Below are 21440 nucleotides of genomic sequence, written 5' to 3'. Positions count from 1 at the left end.
ATCAACCCCTTGCTTTTTAAAAAACTTCATATCAAATATCAAAAAAATCTATCACGCTAAAAAATATTTAATTATTTAAGAAATACAGTACTCTAATATAATGCCTTATCAAAACCAATATTATTTTTTTTCATCTGCTTTTCCATCACGTGGCAAAGTATACTGTCCTCCTTCCCAAGGAGACAGAAAATCAAAATTACGCATCTCTTGGCGCAAAACAACAGGCTCATAAATCACCCTCTTTGCTTCATTATCATAACGGCATTCAACAAATCCTGTCACAGGAAAGTCTTTGCGTAAAGGATATCCTTCAAACCCATAATCTGTTAAAATCCGTCTCAAATCCGGATGTCCTGAAAATAAAATCCCATACATATCATACGTTTCTCGTTCATACCACTCTGCACCAGGATAAACCGTACAAGCTGAAGCAACAGGAGTATTTTCATCAGTACGAACCTTTACACGTAAGCGTAAATTCTCACGAGGAGATAACAATTGGTAAGAAACATCAAAGCGCTTATCGCGAGAAGGATAATCCACACCACTAATGTCTGTAAGATTAATAAATTGACAGCGAGAATCATCTCGAACAAACATTAAGACATCGATAATTGCATCAAGACGCGCCACAATGGTCAATTCACCAAAAGCAAGAACAGTCTCTTCAAGCTTATTTTTTAACTTGTTTTCCAAATAAGCAGCAAGTTCAACCAATGTTTCATCCACCATGACAAGAAAACTCTCTATCGCTCTATGGATCCGGTACGACGGATTTTTTTCTGTAACAACAATATGCCGTATAATAATGCCTCTGCTGTAGGTGGACACCCTGGAACATATATATCGACAGGCACGATACGATCACATCCCCGCACTACTGAATAGGAATAATGATAATATCCCCCACCGTTTGCACATGACCCCATAGAAATCACATAACGTGGCTCAGGCATCTGATCATAAACCTTCCTTAAAGCAGGCGCCATCTTATTTGTGAGCGTACCAGCAACCACCATCACATCGGACTGGCGGGGTGAAGCTCGTGGTGCATATCCAAAACGCTCATTATCATAATGAGGCATTGAGCATTGCATCATTTCGATAGCACAACAAGCCAAACCAAAACTCATCCACATTAAAGAACCGGTACGTGCCCAAGTAATCAAAGCATCTGCCGAGGTAACTAAAAAACCCTTATCTGATAATTCAGCATTGATATCACGAAAAAACTTATCATCAGATCCTATCAGCCCACCAGTATTTGGATCAATGATTCCTTTTGGTTTTGGAGCTGTAATCGTTGAATTATTAGATCTTAATTCCATTCAAGAGCTCCTTTTTTCCATTCATATATAAATCCAATAGTCAAAATCGCTAAAAATACAATCATCGACCAAAAGCCAAACATACCTATTGATTCGAATGAAACAGCCCAAGGAAAAAGAAAAGCAACTTCAAGATCAAAAATAATAAATAAAATTGATACCAAATAGAAACGAATATCAAACTTCATGCGTGCATCACTAAATGAATTAAACCCACATTCATAAGCCGATAACTTTTCAGGATCGGGGGAACGATATGCTACAATGTAAGGTGTAATCAACAAAACTCCAGCAATAACCGCTGACACAATAATGAAAATCAAGACTGGTAAGTAAGAGCTCAATAAATAAGCCATAACCCTCTTCCATCGTAACGAAATGCCTGAGTTAACACAATGATTCAATATTGCGAGACCAAACAGACAAATTTAACAATCGCTCTATTAACTCTATTCATACTGCTTCAAAGGCATACAGAGCGATACTTTTCTTATCGGCATAGGTAACGCAGAGCAAAGAAAGACGCAAGCCCTATTCTTATAAACCATATAAAAAGAAAGAAAAAACATATTTATCCCCCAATCAAATACTCCACCACCTCACTTATAGCATATGGATACTTAAAAAAAGGAAATTTCATAAGGAATCAAGAAATGGCGCGAGTGACGGGGCTCGAACCCGCGACCTCCGGCGTGACAGGCCAGCACTCTAACCAACTGAGCTACACCCGCGCATTTTTTTCGAACCAATTTAATTTGGTACAAGCGGTCGTGTAAGGGGTTCACGCGTTTATGTCAAGAAGGATTATGCATTTTTAAAAAAAATTATCAAATACCATCTTTATTCTTGCGTTTAGAAAAATTTTTCCTTAAAGAGTCTCCATTCAATTGCTGATCATTGCATTGGGCGATTAGCTCAGCTGGTAGAGCGCCTCGTTTACACCGAGGATGTCGGGAGTTCGAGTCTCTCATCGCCCACCATATAGCTTTATATTCCTATTAAGCTGTTGATTCTTCATATGTTTTTTTAAGTGAGGGACGCGTAAATAAAAGTTAGGGAATAGGATTTTCTAACATTTCTCTACAACAGTAGCATTTTCTTTTCTTTGCGCTTCGCTAATCATCTCTAATAATGTTTTGAATGCTTCTAAATCCTCTTGTGAAAAATCTTTTAAAGTTCTAAAAAACATGCCAACAGCTTCACCTCTCAACGGATCAGAAGTCTTGATTGTAAAACTTTTGCGACAAGCATCCGATTCTCTTCTCAAAATTTCTGCTACCTCTTGATCTAAAGCATAGAGTTCAATTATCTTTTCCTCCAGTCCTACAGGAACAGATTTTTTGCCAATCTCGACAGAAGATAAAAATGCTACAGATATGTCTAATTTTTTAGCCATATCTAAAAGGCGTTCGGAGTGATCAATGCGAAGTTTCCGTAAAATTTTACCAAAAGATGTAACCATATAAAAAGTCCTATTAGAGAAGAAATATTTCTTCTGATTCTAACAAATCTTTTTATGATTTTCTTCAATTATTACGAATCAAGAGTTCTTTTCGGGGTGGTTTTTTAGCAAAACCAGAGGTCCAAAGGGTCTCTAATTCTAAAAAGTCAAAATCCTTAAAGATCTCTCGAACCGCATCACAATCATTTAGACTCAAGACAAATTTGCCTTGTATGCTTTTGAGAACTTTTGCCATACTCACAAAATCATCTTCAACAAAATTCCCAGAGCTGTAACACTTCTTCTTCACTAGATAAGGCGGGTCTAGGTAAAATAAACTGTCGGGTGCATCAAATAGCTCGATAACCCGTTCCCACGACAAATTTAAGATTGTCGTATCAAGAAGCTTCTGTCTAACACGCCTCATCCTTGATAACAGCTTTTCGGGATTAAACTCTGCCGTTCTTTTCCTTCCAAAACTAAAAGAGACATAATCTTTTTTCCCATACATCACACAACGTTGGAGAAACAAAAAACGTGCGGCTCTTTCAACTTTGGAAAGGCTTTCTGGATCAATCGCCGCAAGTTCAAAAAACAACTGTCTTGAACAAACAAACCATTCTAGTCGTTTGGCTAAATCATCAAAGTCATTTTGAACACATTGAAACAGGTTCGTGATCTCTCCATTCAAATCATTAATAACGGAATATTTTGCTGGTCTTTTATTTAGGAAAATAACACCAGAGCCTAAAAACGGTTCAACATAGGTTTCATGGTCAATATTATTTAAAATCGGTATAATTTTCTTACGCAGATAGTGTTTACCACCCATCCACGCAAACAATGTTTGTGTAAATTCTTGTTTCATCATATTTTTAAAGGAGAGATTTGATATTTAACTTTTGGTTAACCATCTTTTAAGATGTGAGAAGCTATTCTCTATGGCGTCCACAAAACGGGAAAAATCTATTACAAACATAAAGACAATGAAGGCTATCAATTTCATGATGCGTGACATCATCTTTAAACCTTGATAGGTCTCTATCATCTCGTGAAGGAGCTGTTGTTCTTTTTCTGTAAGATCTTTATCTTTGCTGCTTCGTTTCTTGACCATCTTTCCAACCACATAAATGGGCTCCCTGCTTGTTATGCTTCAAAATATCTCTTGCAAGGTTGGAACTGATGACCGCAACATCCTTATTATCCAAATAAATGGGCAACCAGCCACCACAAGAAACAGACCTATTTGCCGCGCACCCAACGAGAAAGTTCAGAGCGCACACCAGCATCACTTTTTTGATTAACTTCATTTTCCACCTCAAGCCGCGTTGTTGCTGTCTTTAAAGCATTCTCTGTTTGCTTTTGCCTTTCGCTTTGCTTGCCAAGGTGAAACGCCTTGGCTAAAGCCATAAAAAAAACGGCTAAAGCCGCTGTAAACATCAGAGAATATTTCTTTAGCCAAAAAATCATAAGCGTTGCTCCCGAAACCGCTTGGCGACAATCACTATGCCCGTTACAGCCGCTAAAACCATGATGCCTGCTAATGCCCATTGCACAGGTCCATTGCCTGCTAACAAGCCACCAAAACCAGAACAAGACCCTATAATCGGGGCAAGTGCTTCTATTTTAAGAAGTCCGGTTGCCGTTTTCGTTTCTACCCTTTGATAATTTGAAGAAACATAAGACCCTTTTACCCATAATCCTGCTTCTGCTGCTCGACGGTTGGCTAAACCCGCAAGAGGCTTCCCACCCACCTTATTCCATTTCTGTAATTCAACAGGTACGGCTTCATAATCCCCTTGATTAAGCTTCTTCAACAATGTTGACTTGCGAAAAGCAGCTGTTCCTACATTATAGCAAAATGAGACCAATGCCGCGAATTGGCAATCCGTTAACGAAACCGTGACCGATTCCTCTACCGTCTTCTCAAATTGCTTTAAGTCTTCACAAAGGATTTCTTCTGCTTGCTCTTGGCTAATACACATGCCTTTTTTGACAAGGGGGTTCCCCGCATTGCTGGTGTGGCCATAACCAATCGTCCAGACACATGCCGTATCTCGATATGCCTCTAAACGCAAACCTTCCCATTGTTTGATAAGCTCTAATCCTTCTTTCGATATCTTTCTCATCTGACGCTCCATAAAAAAAGCCCCACAAAAGTGAGGCGGCATAAAAATGTTTTCTTATGATCTCTATTGGCTATGTTCTTTGATCAGCTGCTCGACTTCTTCAACACGAAAGCCAAGTTGAAAGAGCGGCGCATATTCGCTTTCCTGTAATTCATACTGACAACGCTTTTCTACAAAATCACCATTTGAATCAAACGGTATGGTTGTTGTTAGACAAACCTTATGCGTGTCATCTTCAATCCCCTCTTCTCCTTCACTTAACTCCTTGACTAAAACCCAATAAAAACGCGTCTCTAAAAGAACCTCTAACCTCCTTACGGTTTCAGCCTTATCAAAGGAAAGCATATTCATATAATCTTCTTTGCTATTTAAATGCTCTGGATAATCTATCATCTACCCCTCCTAAATAAAATGCCGTGGATAACTACAGCCACGGGCGCCAGCCGATTCATAAATGGCATTCCGTATAATGATTGCACGCAGATGTGGATTGATATTCGTAGTATCTGACCAGTCTCCACCAGCCAACAATGCATACATATCTTTTTTAAACTGTACATTTGGTGAGGTTCCAGTTACCGTTTGCATGAAACAAACATCTTTCACAAATTGCCAAACATAACCGCAACCATCTTCACAACCGATATGCGAAACCATCCGTATATTTGCCGTATTCTTATAACCTCCAGAATGTTTTGGTGAAGGTGCTTTTTTGCCTTGAATCCCACCACCTTCATTGCTTCCATACATCGCGGAGGCAAATTCTGTATTATTGAGCAAAGCCTTCCTAACACGCAGCATATCGGATATGTGATCTGTTTGTAGACGGTTCGTCGTAATAGGAACATTATACGCCGAGCGGGTATTGTGACCCGTCCCTGACTGAAGATAAATATCAACCCAAAGATCTGTAGAGGGGTCATAAACCATTCCTTCTGGTGAACTATGCGGGCGGTGATTGAGACACCAAACTGAATTGGGTAAAATATCCCCTGCTCTATAACCAGACAATGGGTGACCGGAAATCGTACCAACATCCGCACAGAGCGTATGAAACCCTCCTATCTTTCGTGAATTACTCACTGTGTAATCCCTTGGATACGTAGAGTTTTCTGATAAAACAAGTTTATGAGACTGTCCTCCATCAGAAACCAAATAAACATAATAATCTTTGCCCACCGAAAGAGGAGGAACGCTTATTCTTGTATCTGCCGTATAACTTGCAACTAAAATATCATTGCCTAATGCCAAGGTTATGCGTGTTCCTTTTTTCAAGGTTAATTCCGCTTTGCCTTTCGCAACAAGAAACGGTGTGGAAATTGAAAGAACCGTTAAATTGGACTGTTTCAGTAAATTGTTTACCTCTTCCGCTAGCACTTTTGTCTGTGAAGCTACTGTATGGGCTGTTGTTGCCGTTGCTAGGGAACTCTTGATACCTCCAAGCTCTTGTTTCGTCGTATCGGCTGTTGTTTTAGCTTCTTCTGCTGTCCTTTTCGCTCTATCAGCTACTTCCTTGGCTTTTTCGGCTTCGCTCTTGGCTTGATAGGCTTGTGAATCTGCCGACTCGGCTTTTTTCTTGGCTTCATCTGAGTACATCCGTGCTAAACTTGCTATAGTCTTAGCATTATCTGCTGTTTCATTCGCGTCGTAAGCTTTACTCCACGCTTCATTTGCTGTTTTTTCTGCCTTTTCTGCCTGACTACGCGCTTGCTCCGCGTCATGTCTTGCATAACCAGCAGACTCCTTGGCTTCCTTGGCTATTTTTTGTGCCTCTTCCGCTTCTTCCTCTAAAGACGCGGCTTTCTTACCCGCTGTTTCGGCTGCCCTCTGCGCCTCTCCTGCTATATATTTTGCATTACTAGCTATTTCCTTGGCTTTTTCTACTTCATTCTTGGCTTCATACGCTCGGTCATCGGCTTTCTCCGCTATTTTCTTGGCTTCTTCGCCTGCCATTTCTGCTAATCTTGCTATAGTCTTAGCGTTATTGGCTGCTTCATTCGCGTCGTAAGCTTTACTCCACGCTTCATTCGCTGTGCTTTTTACCTTTTCCACCTCACTACGCGCTTGCTCCGCATCATGCTTGGCATAACCAGCTGTCTGTTTAGCTTCTTTAGCTATTTTTTCGGCTTCTTCTGCGGCTGCTTCTAAAGACGCGGCTTTTTTACCCGCTGTTTCAGCTGCCTTTTGCGCCTCTCCTGCTGCATATTTTGCACTATTGGCTATTTCCTTGGCTTTTTCGGCTTCATCTTTTGCTTCATACGCGTAGTTATTGGCTTTCTCCGCTATTTTCTTGGCTTCTTCGCCTGCCGTTTCTGCTAAACTTGCTGTAAGCTTAGCACTATCTGCTGTTTCATTCGCTTTGTGGGCTTTATTCCACGCTGCATTCGCTGTGCTTTTTGCATTTTCCACCTCACTACGCGCTTGCTCCGCATCATGCTTGGCATAACCTGCTGTCTGTTTGGCTTCTTGTGCTATTTTCTCGGCTTCTTCCGCTTTACGCTTCGCCTCTTGTGCTATGCCCTTCAACGCTTCTGCATCAACCTGCCCTGCCGTCTCTCCTGAACGCGCCGCAGACTCTGCTACCGCTTTCGCTTCCAAAGCTACTTTTGTAGCCTCCTCTGCACTCTGTTGGGCTTGATGAGCCGTTGCTGTTGCTGTATCCGCTGCACTCTTGGCTTCTTCTGCTGTGGTCCTCGCTGTATTCGCCACTGTAACAGCGCTTTCTGATGCTACTTTAGCTTCCTTAGCTACGCTTTCTGCTGTTGCTGTCGCTGTCGCTACCGATTGTTTTACTTCCTCCACTAAACCTTTTGCCTCAACAGCTGTCGTTTTACTTTCATTGGCTAACGTTGCTGCCTGATCTGCTACTTTCTTCGCTTCAGCGGCTTGAGACAGTGCTTCTGAAGCATCTTGTTGCGCTGTTGATGTCTCTAACGCCTGTTTTGCTTCTTGCACCATAGTCTTGGCTTCAGAAGCTGTAACTGTCGCATCATCTGCCTTCTTTTCGGCTCTTGCGGCTTTCTCTTCTGCCGTCTCTGCTGTGCTCTTAGCTTCTTGCGATAGGACATGAGCATCCTCTGCTTTATTCTTCGCTTCCACCGCTGTGTCTTTTGCACTATCCGCTAACTGCTTTGCATTATTCGCTAACGTTTCTGCTAAATGCGCTGTCGTCTTAACTTCTTCAACCAATTGTTTGGCTTCACCAGCTTTAGTCTTGGCTTGTGTAGCAACGTCTTCTATTGTTAAAGCCCTCTGCTCTACTCCTTCTGCTGTCCTTTTGGCTCCCTCAGCTGTATTCTTGACATGATCAACCGATTGCTTAAGACCATGAGCGACCGACAGGGCTTTAGACGCCGTTTCTTTTGCATCACCGGCTACCGAAGAGGCTCTATCCGCTGTCATCTTGGCTTCAGAAGCTGTCGTGAGAGCTTGCCCACTGTTCGTTGCTGCTGTTTCTGCAACATTCTTCACCTCGCCCATCACCTGCTTGGCATCATCAAAAGCGCTCTTGGTTTGTTCGGAAAGTGTTTTTGCATCTCCTGCCGTTGCCTTGGCTTCTCTTGCCTCTGTCAAAGCTGTCTCTACTGTGCTTTGAACTTGTGTCACTCTTTGAGAGCTTTCCGTGACCGTTGTCGCCACTCTATCGGCTGCACCTTTAGTATCATCCGCAATACGCTTGGCTTCTTGCGCTAACCTCTCAGCCGCTTCTGACTTCATCTTGGCATCTTCTGAAGAGGTTTTCGATACCTCTGCTGTTGTCTTGGCGGCATTGGATACTGTTAATGCCGTATTTGCCTGCTCTAAAGCTGTCTCTGCTGTCGTCTTGGCTTCAGAAGCTACAGTAACTGAACTCGCTGCTGTGTCTGCTATAGTTTTCGCTTGATCTGCTGTTTGTTGCGCCCCATTCGCACGCGCCATGGCTTTTTCTGCTTCTTGCCTTGCATTAACAACCTGCTCTAACGGCGCAAAGGTTTCATACGAATACAAAGATGCCGTCCCTAAAAGCTTCGGAACAACAACACTGTCTTGAGAAGTTCCTGCTATCATTTCTTCTCTCGTCGCGACAGGTATCAAATATTCATGTTCATGATCGGGTATCTTCATCTGCTTTATTCCTTCATTCAGAGGGCTTCATCCAATGAACACTCTTTCAAATCTTCAAACTCTTCTCTTAAGGTTTCTAAGCGCTTCTCTAAATCTTTCAGTGAACCATTAAGCTCCGTTTTCAAAGCTGCTTTCAGTAAATCAAAAACGCCATTAAGCGGCGCATGTACAAATACTTCCCCCGAATACAAAACGACCCGTACTTGAGACGGGTCGCTAATCTCTGATATCGCAAACGGTTTTAATGACATTTCAACTCCTCATGTCTTGATCCCATAAACTACACTCACATTAACGGGGCGCGTTTCAACCCCACCAACCCTCTCTGCCATAAGGTGATGTTCATGATGCGCTCTGTCATAGATGCCCTCTTTAATCGGCATCGAAAAACTTAAAAAGCTTTCAAAGGGGCTCCTGATAAACCAAGGTAAACGCGGCGGCTTATCTTTTTCTGTAAACCAAAATGGAAGCTCTACCTGTGGACTTCCTGCTATTTGGTCAAATTCTTGATTACACCTTTCCAAGGCATCCCCACTCAAACCTACACACTCTTCGTCTATAGCTCTCTTGCGCCTTTGCAAGTGAGCTTCAGAAGAAGAAACATCTCGTTTTTTTCGAGAAGAAAGACCTTCTGATGACTCCGGACCTATAAAATGTTCGTGCGCTTTTAAAGAACAGGGTTGTATACTTGCAAAAGAACGCCAAGGGTCTAAATTGCGTTCATTATCAAGTCCCCGTAAAAATAGCCCCCGAAAATCGGGAACATTAAACGTCGTAACGCCATCTCCTTCTCCCCACGTCGTTCCTATGACACAAAATAAGTCCCAATAGACAAGCCGCGGATAAGCCTTCCCATCACATGGCAACCAACCATCCGGCAAGCGTTCCATTGCAAACGGCCCTATCAGACCAGTGGGTAAGCGTTTTAAGGAAGAAACTTTGCCCCTTGTCGGGTTGAGAACTTGCCAACCCGTAAGCTCTTCATCATACACAACTGTATAAAGACAGCCATCTTGTATCTCTCCTCCCGATAAGGCTAATAAACCGGTTTCTGTCGCCTTATAAACGGGCTTACCGGCTAAATTATTTAAAGCAATTGTTGTCGCCCCAACATTCTTACCCTTCGCTTTAAAACAAACCGATATGCCATTCTTATACTCTAAAAATGCCGATTGGCTTAGAAGCCTTATCACGCTCGTCTTTTGGTTATTATCAACCGTCACAATCCCTTCAAGTACGCCGCCCGTATCCGATAAATATTCACGCACCCGTTGCATCATAAAACGAGCGCTATTATTAACCGTGTTAGGGTGCTGTCCCTCTGACCAATTAATTAAAGCATCAGCCCCACCATTCTCAGATGCCGTTAAAGACCAATCATAAATCGTGGACATCTGAACCTCACGTCTTGATTCCAAATACAACACTTATATTAATCGGACGCGTCTCACTTATACCTGAACTTGCCAATGCAACATCACGCATGTGAAGGTGGGAATGGGGAAAGGCGAGCTTATGGTGCACACGTATATCCTCTGCTCTCACGCCCAAACGTTCAGCAAGCTTCAACCTTTGCTGGTCATTCAACACATATCCCCAGATGATCGTCATATCACCATGCCAACTCTCTTCCTGATTTTCATCATTCAAAATCGTAAAGGATTGACCACTATGATCATGCTTTCTCATAGCGTCATTTTGTAAAGTGCCAAGATAACGAAAGCGGTCTATCTCGCGGTCATCATCAACACCTCGTAAAAAAACACCACGCAAATCGGGAACGTTAAACTTGTTCCAAGTATCAGCGCCTCCCCACCTGATCCCTATCGCTTCATAAAGAGCAGGATAATCACTGCGCAAATAAGCCTTCCCATCACAGGGTAACCAGCCCTCTGGCAAAACTTGCATTCCAAAAATTCCTATCGTCCCTGTCGGATAAATGGGAATAACCGGTGCTTGTGATAAAGAGAGAGGCGTAGGATTTAAAACTTGCCAAGCATGATCCCTATAAATCAAGCTATAAATGCACCCCCTTTGAAGTTCACCTCCAGATAATGCACGAATGCCTAATTCCGTCGCCTTATAAACAGGTTTAGCAGCTAAATCATTCAAGGCAATTGCGGTTTCCCCAACATTCTTACCCTTCGCTTTAAAACAAATTGATATCCCATTCTTATACTCTAAAAATTGCGATTGGCTTTGAAGTCTTATCAACGTCGTCTGCTGTTCAGCATCAACCGTAAAAGTGCTTTCAATCACACCACTCGTATCGGATAAATATTCACGCACACGCTGCATCATCACACGAGCACTATTATTCAGACTACTAGGTCGTTGTCCTTTTGACCAATCTATTAAATCATCACAATAGGCATTCAAGGAGGCATTTAAAGACCAATCATAGATCGTCGACATCTTACACCTCATGTCTTAATCGCAAACAGAACACTCACATTAACTGGACGCGTCTCGCCTTCACCAGTGCTCTCCAAAACAACCTCTTGGCTCTCATCAAAAGTATAAGGACTTGCAACGTGACTCCTTAAATTCTCACGCTCTATGCCCATAAAATTCGCTAGAGAGCTCCCCCCAAACAAGCCTAGACGATAGCCCAATACATCTGTCGTATTCCCATCCCAAAAGTTTTCGTTGCTGGTAAAATGAGACATCGAAAGGCTCTGTCCTTGATGTTGATGCGACTCGATTAAATCTGTTTGCACACTTGCAAAAGAACGCCCTTCATCAATATTGCGCCCTCCATCAAGCCCCCGTAAAAACATTCCTCGAAAATCGGGAACATTAAACGTCGTAACGCCATCCCCCTCTCCCCAAACCGTTCCTATCGTCTCAAATAAATCACGATAATCACGACGTAAATAAGCCTTCCCATCGCAAATTAACCAATCCTTTGGAATCCCACGCATTCCAAACGTTCCTATAAAACCCGTGGGATAAAGACTGCTTTCTTCTTCTAAAGGGATAGAGGTAGGATTAACAAGATGCCAATGATCTCCATTATAAAACAATGTATAAATGCACCCCTGTTGGATTTCGCCCCCTGATAAAAGCGATAAACCCGTTTCCGTTGCCTTATAAACCGGCTTGCCATCTAAAGCATTTAAGACAATCGTGGTCGCTCCAACATTCATGCCCGTCGCCATAAAGCGCAAAACGATACCATTCTTATACTCTAAAAACTGTGAAGTGCTTGCAAGTCTTATCACACTCGTTTGTTGGACATGATCATTTGTCACAATGCCTTCAAGCTCTCCACCCGTGTCTGACAAGTATTCCTTTACGCGCTGCATCATCACACGGGCGCTCGTATTCACACTGCTAGGATACTGTCCTTCGGACCAATCAATCAAATTATCAGAACGCGTATTATCCGCCGCTCTAAGCGACCAATCATAAATCGTTGACATTTCTCGTGAATCCTAATTCCGGTAAAATGGTCCGTAAAACGCCCGCATGAATTGCGTCATCAAAGGATTATCATCTTCATCACTCTCTTCTTCTTCCGAAGCCTCTTCTTGTGATGCTAATAATGCCCTTAAAACCTCTAACAAGTTGTCTCTATTTCTAATGCCACCATGCGCTGTAGGACTTGCTCTATGAGGCTGCCCACCATACATCTGTAATACACGGTTGACAAAATCACTTGCACGCATAGCATTGTTTCCACCATTCAAGCCAACCGCATTGCTGCCAACAATTTGCGCCGCATTGGCATGGGGATTTTGCAAAAGACGCGCGGCTCCTCCTGCACCTTGTTGATGGGCTAAATACAACTCCGCTTCACTAGGCGCTCTTCCCAAAAGGCGGCTTAAATGATTGCGATTATCAAGCGTCAACCGCCCCATGGCATCTGCCGCTTGCATGGGGTCAAAACGATCCTGCAAACCATATTGTTTGGCGGTGCTGTCTATAAATTGATACAACCCACCCGCCGAAGAACGGGGATTCCTTGCATTCGGATTGCCTCCACTTTCCACTTGCGCAACACGGTACAAATAGCTTTCTGGCAAACCATAACGCGCTGCTGCTTGACGGATCGCTTGATCTACTGAAGGACTATAACGGGTCATCGATTAAACATCCTCACAACCTCGTTTCCACTTAATCTAAACAAATCAGAAAAACGCTTTTTCACCCACTCTTTCGTGACATATCCATTATGATGCGCTTTCACCATGCGTTGAATGAGAGCTACAATTTGATCATTCTTAATCTGTGTCCCCCCTGTTAACAATTTGACAACATCCTTTTCAATCCGTTGACGCTCTCTAAACGCCGCCTCTTTGAAAGGAATCCAAGCAGACTTCCCAGCAGCTTTTGCTAATTGTACAGCTGCATCATGTTTACCCGTTGGCATATTGACGTTATGCATAAAAGATATCTTTTCATCCGCTACACGACCTGGTATTCTGTTATAAAAATCTGCATAATTAGCTTCTTTTTCGACAACCTTCTTGACCGCAGAAGCTTTATCGGCTCCATAAATCTTTGCAAATCGTTTATACAGATCATTCGTACCAAAAATCTCCTTTGCCTTGGATACTTCATCTTTTGTTTGACCCATACCTTGTAAAAGTTCTGCCCTTGAACCCTTTTTAAAGTATTCTTGTTGTGCCTTTGGTAATTCATCAAAGATTTTACTGAACTCATCCTTATTAACCGACTTGCTAAGGATTTTGGAACCTTCATCCATGGCATCTAAACGTGAACTATATTGGTGATACAATGATCGTGCCTTCTTATATTTAGGCGATATATCATCCATAAGCTCTAATAACTTTTTCTGAATGCCAACTAAGGTATGAACTTTACTATTATCTCCTATCTTCTCGGCTTCATCTCTCATAAGACCAAGTTTAACCTTCGTTTCATGGAGAACTCCCATGTTGGGTTTTTCTTTAAGGAGATTAAATTTTTCAGAAGAAAACGAACTGACTTCTTTGCCACCACTCGTGAATTCCTGTAGCCCTCCTTTATAAGCCTGTTTGAAGTATGGACGCTTCATTAATTCATTAAGAGCACCATAATGCTGTTCTCCTATTGGTGTTTTTTGAGCTATTTCGTAAAGAGTATGTGGTTCTGCTTTCCTAATCGCGATAAGATCATCTTTTAAACCTGTAACATTTTGACGAGGAACAAAGTATTTATCAGCCGCCTGATGAATACGCTCCCCTCCTCCCAGCGCTCTCTGTTCAGCTCTCTTGGTTAAATCAAGATAAGCCCCTTGGTTTCTTTTCGCGATATCAAAAACAAGATCCTGTAAAAAAGGACTATGATCAGCTACGTAATCGGTAGGAACTGCTTTTTTAAAAGATTCTCCTAGCTCTTCAGAAGCTTCATTGCCTAAATGTTTACTGATTGCTCTTAACGTATCTTTTGAAACACCTTCTTTCGTATGAGAAGGAGAAAAAAGTCTTCGTATTCCACCAAAAGTAGAACCAAGCATACTGCCTACAAGATTTCCAGCCAATGCCCCGCCCATTCCTAAAGTTCCACCAGATGCCGTGGTTTGAAGTGTATTTAAAAGTCCTTCGCCTTCTCCTGCGCCATGTAATGCACCAGATGCTGCACCTACTTTAAGCAAATGAGGTAATGTTGTTTTGTTCGTGATGCCTAAAAATGGACTTGCAAATCGACTTGGGGGTAACTGACCTGCTTTCAAAAAGGCTTGACCTAACGTTGATCCTCCAAGATTCCTTGCAAGTGTAGGCGCTACAAGGCGTGCTCCTGAGGCTAACAATCCTCCTCCTAAAGTCGCAAGGGAAGGAATTGCCGCCCCTAAAGCATTTCCAGCAAAAGAAGTCCAATAATGTTGATCACTCATCCTACGATAATAATCACGTATTCTATTGGCTTCTTTCTCATATTTTTCTATGGTTTTCTTATCTCCAGTCCAATAGTTGTAAAGCCCATTCAAAAAAGCACTTATTGCCCACTGATCATCAGAATCACGTCCTGCCGCTGTAATCCCCGCAATCTCATCATCTAAATTAAAACTCAATCCATGCTTTAAAGAGTTCCAAAAAGCTTCACTTTGCGTGATTTCGGGATGTTGGAATGATGTTTCGTATTCATCTTTAGGGATACGACGTATAACCCTTATTCCAGGACCAAAATCTGGAAATGGTTCCTCTACCGATGTTTCGTATTCCTCTTTAGGGATACGGCGTATAATTCTTATTCCAGGACCAAAATCTGGAAAATCTTGATGAGTATTATTATGATGAACCATTTATCTATCCCTAATAATGTCATATATATAGTTACCGTCTGGTATGGATACTCTTTCTCCAATAGCAAGTTTTTTAATATCTTCTCTGCTACTTATAGTTGGCAAATTTGCACTTCCTCCTTGTGATGACTGATTAGCAGAGGAGCGACTAGCATCTTCACCTAGTAAATAGGCTTTTGCTTCAGGCGATAGTCTTGAAATAACATCTCTTATTTGATTCAGATTCCGCGTAAATAATTCTACATTCATATCAATGCTTAGTTCACCTAAAGAATGCTTTAGCATGTCAAGATCTTTATCACTGACATTTCCAAGTCCTACCGCTCCTGTCCTTGATAATTGCTTCAGTTCGTCTATACGATCACTTGCTATACGTTCCTTAATTGATTTCACGACTTTATCTGCACCATTTTCTTTCAATCCAGGAACAATGCTTTTAATCCAAGCAATCAGACCTGTTGCATACCCACCTTTTTCCTTAAGGTACTCATCAAGATATGTGAGATCTTTCAATAAAATACTTTTCCGTACTATATTATTTGCATATAGAGCTTTTGCACGTTCAGCTTCCTCATACGATTTACCACCTTCAACCATAATATATCTATATCCACCTGGTGCATTCGGATCTTCCACAAGCATCCTACCGTCATTGGTAAATTGGGAATTCCTATTTCCACCGTTCACTTTTTGTAATAGAAAAGCATTCAACGCATCTCTATTTCCAGCTATGAACCGCGCCTCTTCCTCACTGTACCCTTTAGATTTCAGATACTCGACAGTCTGGTTAACCTGTCCTCTTTGTTTATCTCCTTCATGCAAGTTCTTCAGCCCCTTGGCAAAAAGTTGCCATCCAGATGAATTTGGACTTGCTGTTATCGCCCCCATAAGAAAATCATCAATATTTTTACTAACATCAGACTGTGAAAAACGAGAAAGTTTATCCCAAAAACTAGGTTCTGGTTTAGAATTCTGTTCTTGTGGTGTCACTGGTTCTGTTACAACAGATGCATGATTTCCTACACTAGGTGGAATTTTTTCTCTTGGAATTGGAAACGAAGGTTTATTTTCCTCATTAGGATAAATAGAGCCTATCGGAACTAGAGAACCGTGATACACATCATATGGATTATTCATAGAAATCATACTAGGGAGAACTGGTACTTGAGGAATAAATGGTAATTTTCTATCTTTATCCAGTCTTTGACTTTCATCTATTCCTTCCTGCAATCGCTCTGTTGTCGTTTTTTTTCGTTTGAGTTCGAAATGTTTATATCTCGGGTCAAAATCTATAAAAACCATTACTTTCCCTTTAACTATTTATTTTTTCTAAGATTATTCAAACTAAACGGCAGCATTTGCTGCCTTTTCCGCAGCCTTCTTTAATCCAAAAAGCACCATCATAGCATTCTGCCAAGGGTCGTTACCATGCATCTTAGATTCTGACACATTATTCGTCGTCGTGCCGTAATTCCTTGCAAAGCCATGACCGGCGTTCATAAGCATATTCAACCTATTCCAGCCGCTATTGTCTTGTTCCAGCCAACGTTCTCTATTGGCATCAACAAGGCGTTGATTGTAGTCATTAAGAACAGATGACCCCTGCAACATATTCGAATATGCGTTATTATAAGAGGGGAATAAGTTGCCTATCATGCCTAAGCGGTTCTCATTCAGTTGATCAATCATCGAATTGGCTTGCATCATATGCTGTAAATCTCTATCACGCTGGCGATACTTGATACGAGCTAATTCATCATTAAGCCCCCTCTGTAACTCATTGTTATGCGCACTAGAGCCATAAAGACCACTCCCTAAAAACTGTCGATTAATACTATTTCTTATTTCACTTAAGCCCTCTTTAAGTTCCTCATCAAATTGAGAATTCGGTCCCATCAAACCACCAGATGCAATCCAGTTAAGGTTTCTCGCAGACGATGTTGGAGTATTCATCAAATGATTCATATAATTCTGATACTGATGAGGAATAGCTCCAAGACCTCCAATTGCTTGATAAGTTGGAGCACTTAAAGGTGCAACACGAGGTCCCCCATAAACATTACCACCCATCCCTGTGTCATACATGTTATACGCATCTGCACCCCCACGCTTAAAGACATTCTGCATCCAAGCAGGAGGGGCGCTTGTCTGCACCTGCTTCTGTTCTGTCGTTGCTGGTCTACTGCTCCCCATGTCACAATTCCTTCCTATAATAAAGCATACCTATGCTATAGCCTTGCTTGGTTAGTGCACGCTTCCAACCTAAACGACCCAAGATCTCCATTTCAGAAGCACCATTCTCACGCGCCCAATCCTCTACAAATTTCAAATTATCAACTTGATCAAGAACGCCCTTCCCACTACATTCACAAATCAGTGCGCGCTTCTTTCCTAAAACTGTCTGCTGTATCTGGGTCGTGAATGCCGCTAAAAAGCGTTCGTCATCATCCAAAACAAGCCATAACTGTTTCTTGCCACTGCAAATCGCTTCAATCAGTTCCTGCAACGTGATTTCATGTTTGAAACGCTCTACATACTCTCTAAAGGATGCAATGATGTCTTCCAGATAAGGCGCTATACGCTCCATATCCCAAGACGTGGTCAAAAAGACTTTTGCCATTACCCTCTGCCTAAAGGACGTAAATCCACATTAAATCCTGTGATTTGGTTCCAATGAATGCCTTCAGGAATACGCAATTTAAAGCGGTGATAACGATTGCGCGAACGACCGTGATAAGCACCCGTGACATACGAACACACCCTCTCCTTGTGCCATATGATCGGCGTCTGATTATTGCGAAGCCGACGCTCTCCAATGCTTAAAAGACCTTCCGTCGTATCAACTTCGGCAAACATCTTCGTAATAAAGTTAAAACTTCCATCCGGTGCCCCCATCTCTTGTGAAACAACCGTTGCCTCCATCGGGGCTCCCGTAAACATAACAAGCCGATTGTTATCATCAAAAGCACCAAGCATTGGCGCGCCACTTTGCCAACGAGGGCTGTCTAAAGAAGCCGGCAATGCCTCAAGATTGATCGAAATCTCATCTAACTGTTCTAAAGTATAACCTGTCGTAAACACTGGAAAGAACGTGAAAGGCTTCCCTTGTAGCGTCGACCATTTCTGCAATCCCCAATCATAGACAAAGGTCGTTTGCTCGTTATTGCCTCTCTTTAAGGACCAGTAAATCCGGTTATCAATGGGGTCTATAACCCCTTGCATCTCATCAAGAGCAAACTTATCAAATGTTTTAAAAACCGTTCTATCAACCTTTTCAAAACCTATCGGTAAAAGTTGACCATCCAAACTCATCTGATAAAAACCACCATCACCTGCAAAAAAAGCATCACTCCCTCGACACGCTATAGAGGCTGCACTGCGCGCTCCACGCTTGTCTTGGATCTTTTGAAAAGCAAACGGGCTCTTGGAACCTAACGTCAAAGAACCAGCATAAATAGCAGAACGAAGAAAAATAAGGGGATTGGTTGTTTCTGTTGCCCCCTGAACGTATTCTCCATCTTGGAAATCCATATAACCACTAACATTATATTGAGTCTCCCATAGAGTTTCATCGCCTTCTCCAGACCAATGAATGCGATTGGGATTATCTGTCAATTGCATCAAACAAACAAAAGGTCCCCAAACCTTCACCAATCCCGCTTTCGGTGGATTTCCTTCTAAATCTTCAAACCGTTCAGAACTAAGGACCTTGAAAACTTGCGGTTTATCATTTTTATTCACCGCAATAACCATGTTTTTAAAAAGAGCAAACGACCATTTATTCTCTTCATTTGCTTGATAAGTCACACCACTTTGGCTTATGTCCTTCCAACCCTTGGTTTGACTATCATAACTGTAAAGCTTTTGCTTGCCTCCTACGATTATCTTAACACCATTGCCACTTCTAAACGCTATGCACCCCAAAGGCTTTTCTTCCAAAGCATGAGACACAACCATTGCACTAGGCATCGGAATGTAACAGCCATCAGCCGGTAAAACATTCACAAGGCTATCCGTAAAGCTACCGTTGACGACCGAAACATCTGGTCTGTAATCGGCTACTGGAAAATAAACCATCTTAAAAATCCGTTGGTATTATTCTGGTCACGTTATGACGTTGAGACGTCTCTGCACGCAATTCATGCAACTGTTCGTTAAAGTCATTGTAAGCTGCCGTTGCACAATCGGGGTCTTTCAAGATATTCTTGTAAAGTTCGTATTTTGCACGCGCCTTAATCAAATCAAACGCGTGCACAAACCATGGGTGCTCCTCATCGACACTATCTATCTCTGATAAACGCAATGGAGAGAGAATGAGTTGAATCTGATAGACTTTATCCGGCGTGGGATAAAGATGTAATTTCCTATCAAAATAACTGTAACAAACCGGCGTTCCTTGCTGCTCTGATGATAACAAAGGCTCTAAAGAAACATGGTCCTTACATTCCAAGGCAAACTTATGATGTTGATCAGAACTCAGATAACACATTGATTTATAATGATAATATAGCGTTATTCATATTGAATTAGAATCCCGAATAACGTAAGATTCTCTCATTTCAAATCTGTTTATCTTGAATCAACTAAAACCACTCATTTGTACATAACAAGTGGGATGAGTGTATGGATAAAATTTGTATAAGAAAGGACTAAAAATGGCTCTTATGAACCGTCTTAATGCAAGGGCTGTCGCAACATTGGGAGCTGGCAAATATAATGATGGTGCCGGCTTGTTACTTCATAAGCGTAAAGATGGAGGTGCTCAATGGATTTACCGTTTTACCATTCATGGGCGGCGCCGTGAAATGGGCTTGGGTGCCTTGAGAGATGTCTCTTTAAAACAAGCCCGTGAATTGGCAACTGGGTGGCGCTCTGTTCTTCGTGAAGGTCGTGACCCCATTAAAGAACGCAATAAACAAAAGCGTGAGGAAATAAGTAATCTCCATTATTTAAAAGATATCGCGTTGGATGCTTTTGAAAGCCGTAAAGCTGAACTAAAAGGAGATGGTAAAGATGGGCGTTGGTTTTTACCCTTAAAACTCCATATTCTCCCCAAATTAGGTTGCCTCCCCGTTTCAGAGATTACACAAACAGAGATACGCAATACACTTGCTCCCATTTGGCATACAAAAGCAGCAACAGCTGATAAAGCTCTTACCCGCCTTAATATTTGTCTCAAACATGCGGCTGCTTTGGGTTTGGATGTTGATTTACAAGCAACAGAAAAAGCACGCGCTCTCTTAGGTAAACAACGCCATAAAACGCAAAATTTTCCAGCTATGGATTGGAGAGATGTCCCTGCCTTTTATAAAACACTTTGCGAAGCATCAACCTTAACACAACTGGCTTTGCGTTTGCTTATTTTGACAGGCGTTCGTACCAACCCTTTGTGTCATATTCATAAAGACCAAGTTGATGGCGATATCTGGACAATCCCTGCTGAAAATATGAAAGGTCGACGTGATACTACAGAAGAGTTTCGCGTGCCTCTATCATCAGAAGCATTAGAAATCTTAAAACAAGCGCGCTTGCTTTCTCGCAATGATTTCTTCTTTTCTGCAACCGGTCGGGGTCCCCTCGCTGCAAATTGTATGGCTCAATATATGAGAGACAATAAAATTGAGGCATGCCCCCATGGATTTCGTTCTAGTTTACGTGATTGGCTCGCTGAAACAACCGATGCCCCTTATGAAGTCGCAGAAACTATTCTAAGTCATACAGTAGGCGGTAAAGTAGAGCGTGCCTATCGTCGGACTGACTATTTAGAACAGCGCAGCGTTTATATGGATAAATGGGCGGCTTATGTCACGGGTCAATCTTAAGATATGGGGTGAATAACCCCATGATCTGTGGATAACTTTAGCTCTCTTTTCTCTCATTCTTTCTCAATAAGAGTCATAAATTATCACATCAGAAAAACTATGATAAAATATTGTTTTCTATAAATAAAATACCTTCAAAAATGAACCAAAATGTGGTTAATAAATAGTTATGATTTGTTCTCATTTTTTTACTTTTGAAAGGATTTTAGTATGACAGAAAATGATATTCTTTTAACAGACCGTGAAAGTGCAAAACTGCTTCATATGAGTGTCTCAACATTCCGCCGTCATGTTACCAATGGCTCTCTCCCAAAACCTTTAAAATTTGGTTTTTTATCGCGTTGGTTACAATCGGATCTTTTGAAT

General features: G+C 41.8%; 22 protein-coding genes, 2 tRNA genes and 1 pseudogene. 3 read left to right on the top strand and 22 right to left on the bottom strand.

The window, feature by feature from the left end:
• Window positions 1–120: 120 nt before the first annotated feature.
• The 4 genes from ACFILN_RS09200 to ACFILN_RS09185 form a co-directional block, all read right to left on the bottom strand.
• Window positions 121–732: an NADH-quinone oxidoreductase subunit C gene (locus ACFILN_RS09200; RefSeq protein WP_273791281.1), complete on the bottom strand. Its 612-nt coding sequence runs from the start codon at window positions 730–732 to the stop codon at window positions 121–123.
• Between the two features lie 14 nt (window positions 733–746).
• Window positions 747–1328, bottom strand: coding sequence for an NADH-quinone oxidoreductase subunit B family protein (locus ACFILN_RS09195; RefSeq protein WP_273791282.1), 582 nt, complete (start codon window positions 1326–1328; stop codon window positions 747–749).
• Window positions 1319–1684, bottom strand: a complete 366-nt coding sequence (locus ACFILN_RS09190; protein ID WP_005773599.1) for an NADH-quinone oxidoreductase subunit A — start codon at window positions 1682–1684, stop codon at window positions 1319–1321. The genes ACFILN_RS09195 and ACFILN_RS09190 overlap by 10 nt, the downstream gene beginning before the upstream one ends.
• Before the next feature lie 298 nt (window positions 1685–1982).
• Window positions 1983–2059 (bottom strand) — tRNA-Asp (locus ACFILN_RS09185).
• Between the two features lie 173 nt (window positions 2060–2232).
• Between ACFILN_RS09185 and ACFILN_RS09180 the strand changes: the two genes are divergently transcribed.
• Window positions 2233–2308: transfer RNA gene (locus tag ACFILN_RS09180), tRNA-Val, on the top strand.
• An 89-nt stretch (window positions 2309–2397) separates the two neighbouring features.
• On the opposite strand, the gene ACFILN_RS09175 is transcribed toward ACFILN_RS09180, so the two are convergent.
• The 18 genes and pseudogenes from ACFILN_RS09175 to ACFILN_RS09090 form a co-directional block, all read right to left on the bottom strand.
• The gene (locus ACFILN_RS09175) at window positions 2398–2790 is read right to left on the bottom strand and encodes a helix-turn-helix domain-containing protein (protein WP_375671378.1); all 393 of its coding nucleotides are present in this window, start codon (window positions 2788–2790) and stop codon (window positions 2398–2400) included.
• A gap of 64 nt (window positions 2791–2854) precedes the next feature.
• Window positions 2855–3640 carry a DNA adenine methylase gene (locus tag ACFILN_RS09170; protein ID WP_375665019.1) on the bottom strand — a complete coding sequence of 262 codons (786 nt, stop codon included), beginning with the start codon at window positions 3638–3640 and terminating at the stop codon, window positions 2855–2857.
• A gap of 24 nt (window positions 3641–3664) precedes the next feature.
• The gene (locus ACFILN_RS09165; RefSeq protein ID WP_273791210.1) at window positions 3665–3895 is read right to left on the bottom strand and encodes a hypothetical protein; all 231 of its coding nucleotides are present in this window, start codon (window positions 3893–3895) and stop codon (window positions 3665–3667) included.
• Window positions 3896–4011: 116 nt separating this feature from the next.
• Window positions 4012–4239, bottom strand: coding sequence for a hypothetical protein (locus ACFILN_RS09160; RefSeq protein ID WP_012754703.1), 228 nt, complete (start codon window positions 4237–4239; stop codon window positions 4012–4014).
• A complete protein-coding gene (locus tag ACFILN_RS09155) occupies window positions 4236–4898 on the bottom strand; it encodes a lysozyme (protein ID WP_375671376.1) in 663 nt (220 codons plus the stop codon). The genes ACFILN_RS09160 and ACFILN_RS09155 overlap by 4 nt, the downstream gene beginning before the upstream one ends.
• A gap of 63 nt (window positions 4899–4961) precedes the next feature.
• The gene (locus ACFILN_RS09150) at window positions 4962–5291 is read right to left on the bottom strand and encodes a hypothetical protein (RefSeq protein ID WP_375654732.1); all 330 of its coding nucleotides are present in this window, start codon (window positions 5289–5291) and stop codon (window positions 4962–4964) included.
• A gap of 9 nt (window positions 5292–5300) precedes the next feature.
• Window positions 5301–9002, bottom strand: coding sequence for a hypothetical protein (locus ACFILN_RS09145; protein ID WP_375671374.1), 3702 nt, complete (start codon window positions 9000–9002; stop codon window positions 5301–5303).
• 17 nt (window positions 9003–9019) lie between these two features.
• The gene (locus tag ACFILN_RS09140) at window positions 9020–9253 is read right to left on the bottom strand and encodes a hypothetical protein (RefSeq protein ID WP_375671372.1); all 234 of its coding nucleotides are present in this window, start codon (window positions 9251–9253) and stop codon (window positions 9020–9022) included.
• A gap of 9 nt (window positions 9254–9262) precedes the next feature.
• A complete protein-coding gene (locus ACFILN_RS09135; protein WP_375671370.1) occupies window positions 9263–10396 on the bottom strand; it encodes a phage tail protein in 1134 nt (377 codons plus the stop codon).
• 7 nt (window positions 10397–10403) lie between these two features.
• Window positions 10404–11417: a phage tail protein gene (locus ACFILN_RS09130; protein WP_375671368.1), complete on the bottom strand. Its 1014-nt coding sequence runs from the start codon at window positions 11415–11417 to the stop codon at window positions 10404–10406.
• An 8-nt stretch (window positions 11418–11425) separates the two neighbouring features.
• Window positions 11426–12427: a phage tail protein gene (locus ACFILN_RS09125; RefSeq protein WP_375671366.1), complete on the bottom strand. Its 1002-nt coding sequence runs from the start codon at window positions 12425–12427 to the stop codon at window positions 11426–11428.
• A gap of 12 nt (window positions 12428–12439) precedes the next feature.
• Complete coding sequence (locus ACFILN_RS09120; RefSeq protein ID WP_375671364.1) at window positions 12440–13090, bottom strand: transglycosylase SLT domain-containing protein; 651 nt, start codon at window positions 13088–13090, stop codon at window positions 12440–12442.
• Complete coding sequence (locus ACFILN_RS09115; protein WP_375643645.1) at window positions 13087–15252, bottom strand: hypothetical protein; 2166 nt, start codon at window positions 15250–15252, stop codon at window positions 13087–13089. Before ACFILN_RS09115 ends, ACFILN_RS09120 begins: the two co-directional genes overlap by 4 nt.
• A complete protein-coding gene (locus tag ACFILN_RS09110) occupies window positions 15253–16554 on the bottom strand; it encodes a hypothetical protein (RefSeq protein ID WP_375643644.1) in 1302 nt (433 codons plus the stop codon). It abuts the gene before it with no gap.
• A 42-nt stretch (window positions 16555–16596) separates the two neighbouring features.
• A complete protein-coding gene (locus tag ACFILN_RS09105; RefSeq protein ID WP_375643643.1) occupies window positions 16597–17445 on the bottom strand; it encodes a hypothetical protein in 849 nt (282 codons plus the stop codon).
• Window position 17446: 1 nt separating this feature from the next.
• Window positions 17447–17872, bottom strand: a complete 426-nt coding sequence (locus ACFILN_RS09100; RefSeq protein ID WP_273791515.1) for a hypothetical protein — start codon at window positions 17870–17872, stop codon at window positions 17447–17449.
• Entirely contained in the window at window positions 17872–19329 is a 1458-nt protein-coding gene (locus ACFILN_RS09095; protein ID WP_375667204.1) for a hypothetical protein, read from the bottom strand. The genes ACFILN_RS09100 and ACFILN_RS09095 overlap by 1 nt, the downstream gene beginning before the upstream one ends.
• A gap of 1 nt (window position 19330) precedes the next feature.
• Window positions 19331–19735, bottom strand: a pseudogene (locus tag ACFILN_RS09090) (hypothetical protein); the annotation flags it as partial.
• 172 nt (window positions 19736–19907) lie between these two features.
• Here ACFILN_RS09090 and ACFILN_RS09085 point away from each other — a divergent pair.
• Window positions 19908–21074: a tyrosine-type recombinase/integrase gene (locus ACFILN_RS09085; protein ID WP_375671362.1), complete on the top strand. Its 1167-nt coding sequence runs from the start codon at window positions 19908–19910 to the stop codon at window positions 21072–21074.
• 210 nt (window positions 21075–21284) lie between these two features.
• Window positions 21285–21440: helix-turn-helix transcriptional regulator (locus ACFILN_RS09080; RefSeq protein ID WP_375671409.1), on the top strand; the 156-nt coding region annotated here is incomplete at its 3' end.

Origin of the sequence: Bartonella sp. CL434QHHD, assembly GCF_042195145.1 — a bacterium.
In the GTDB taxonomy this organism is placed as follows: Bacteria; Pseudomonadota; Alphaproteobacteria; order Rhizobiales; family Rhizobiaceae; genus Bartonella.
The sequence above is the reverse complement of the archived record's forward strand: the minus strand, read 5'-3'. Positions and strand labels throughout refer to the sequence as shown.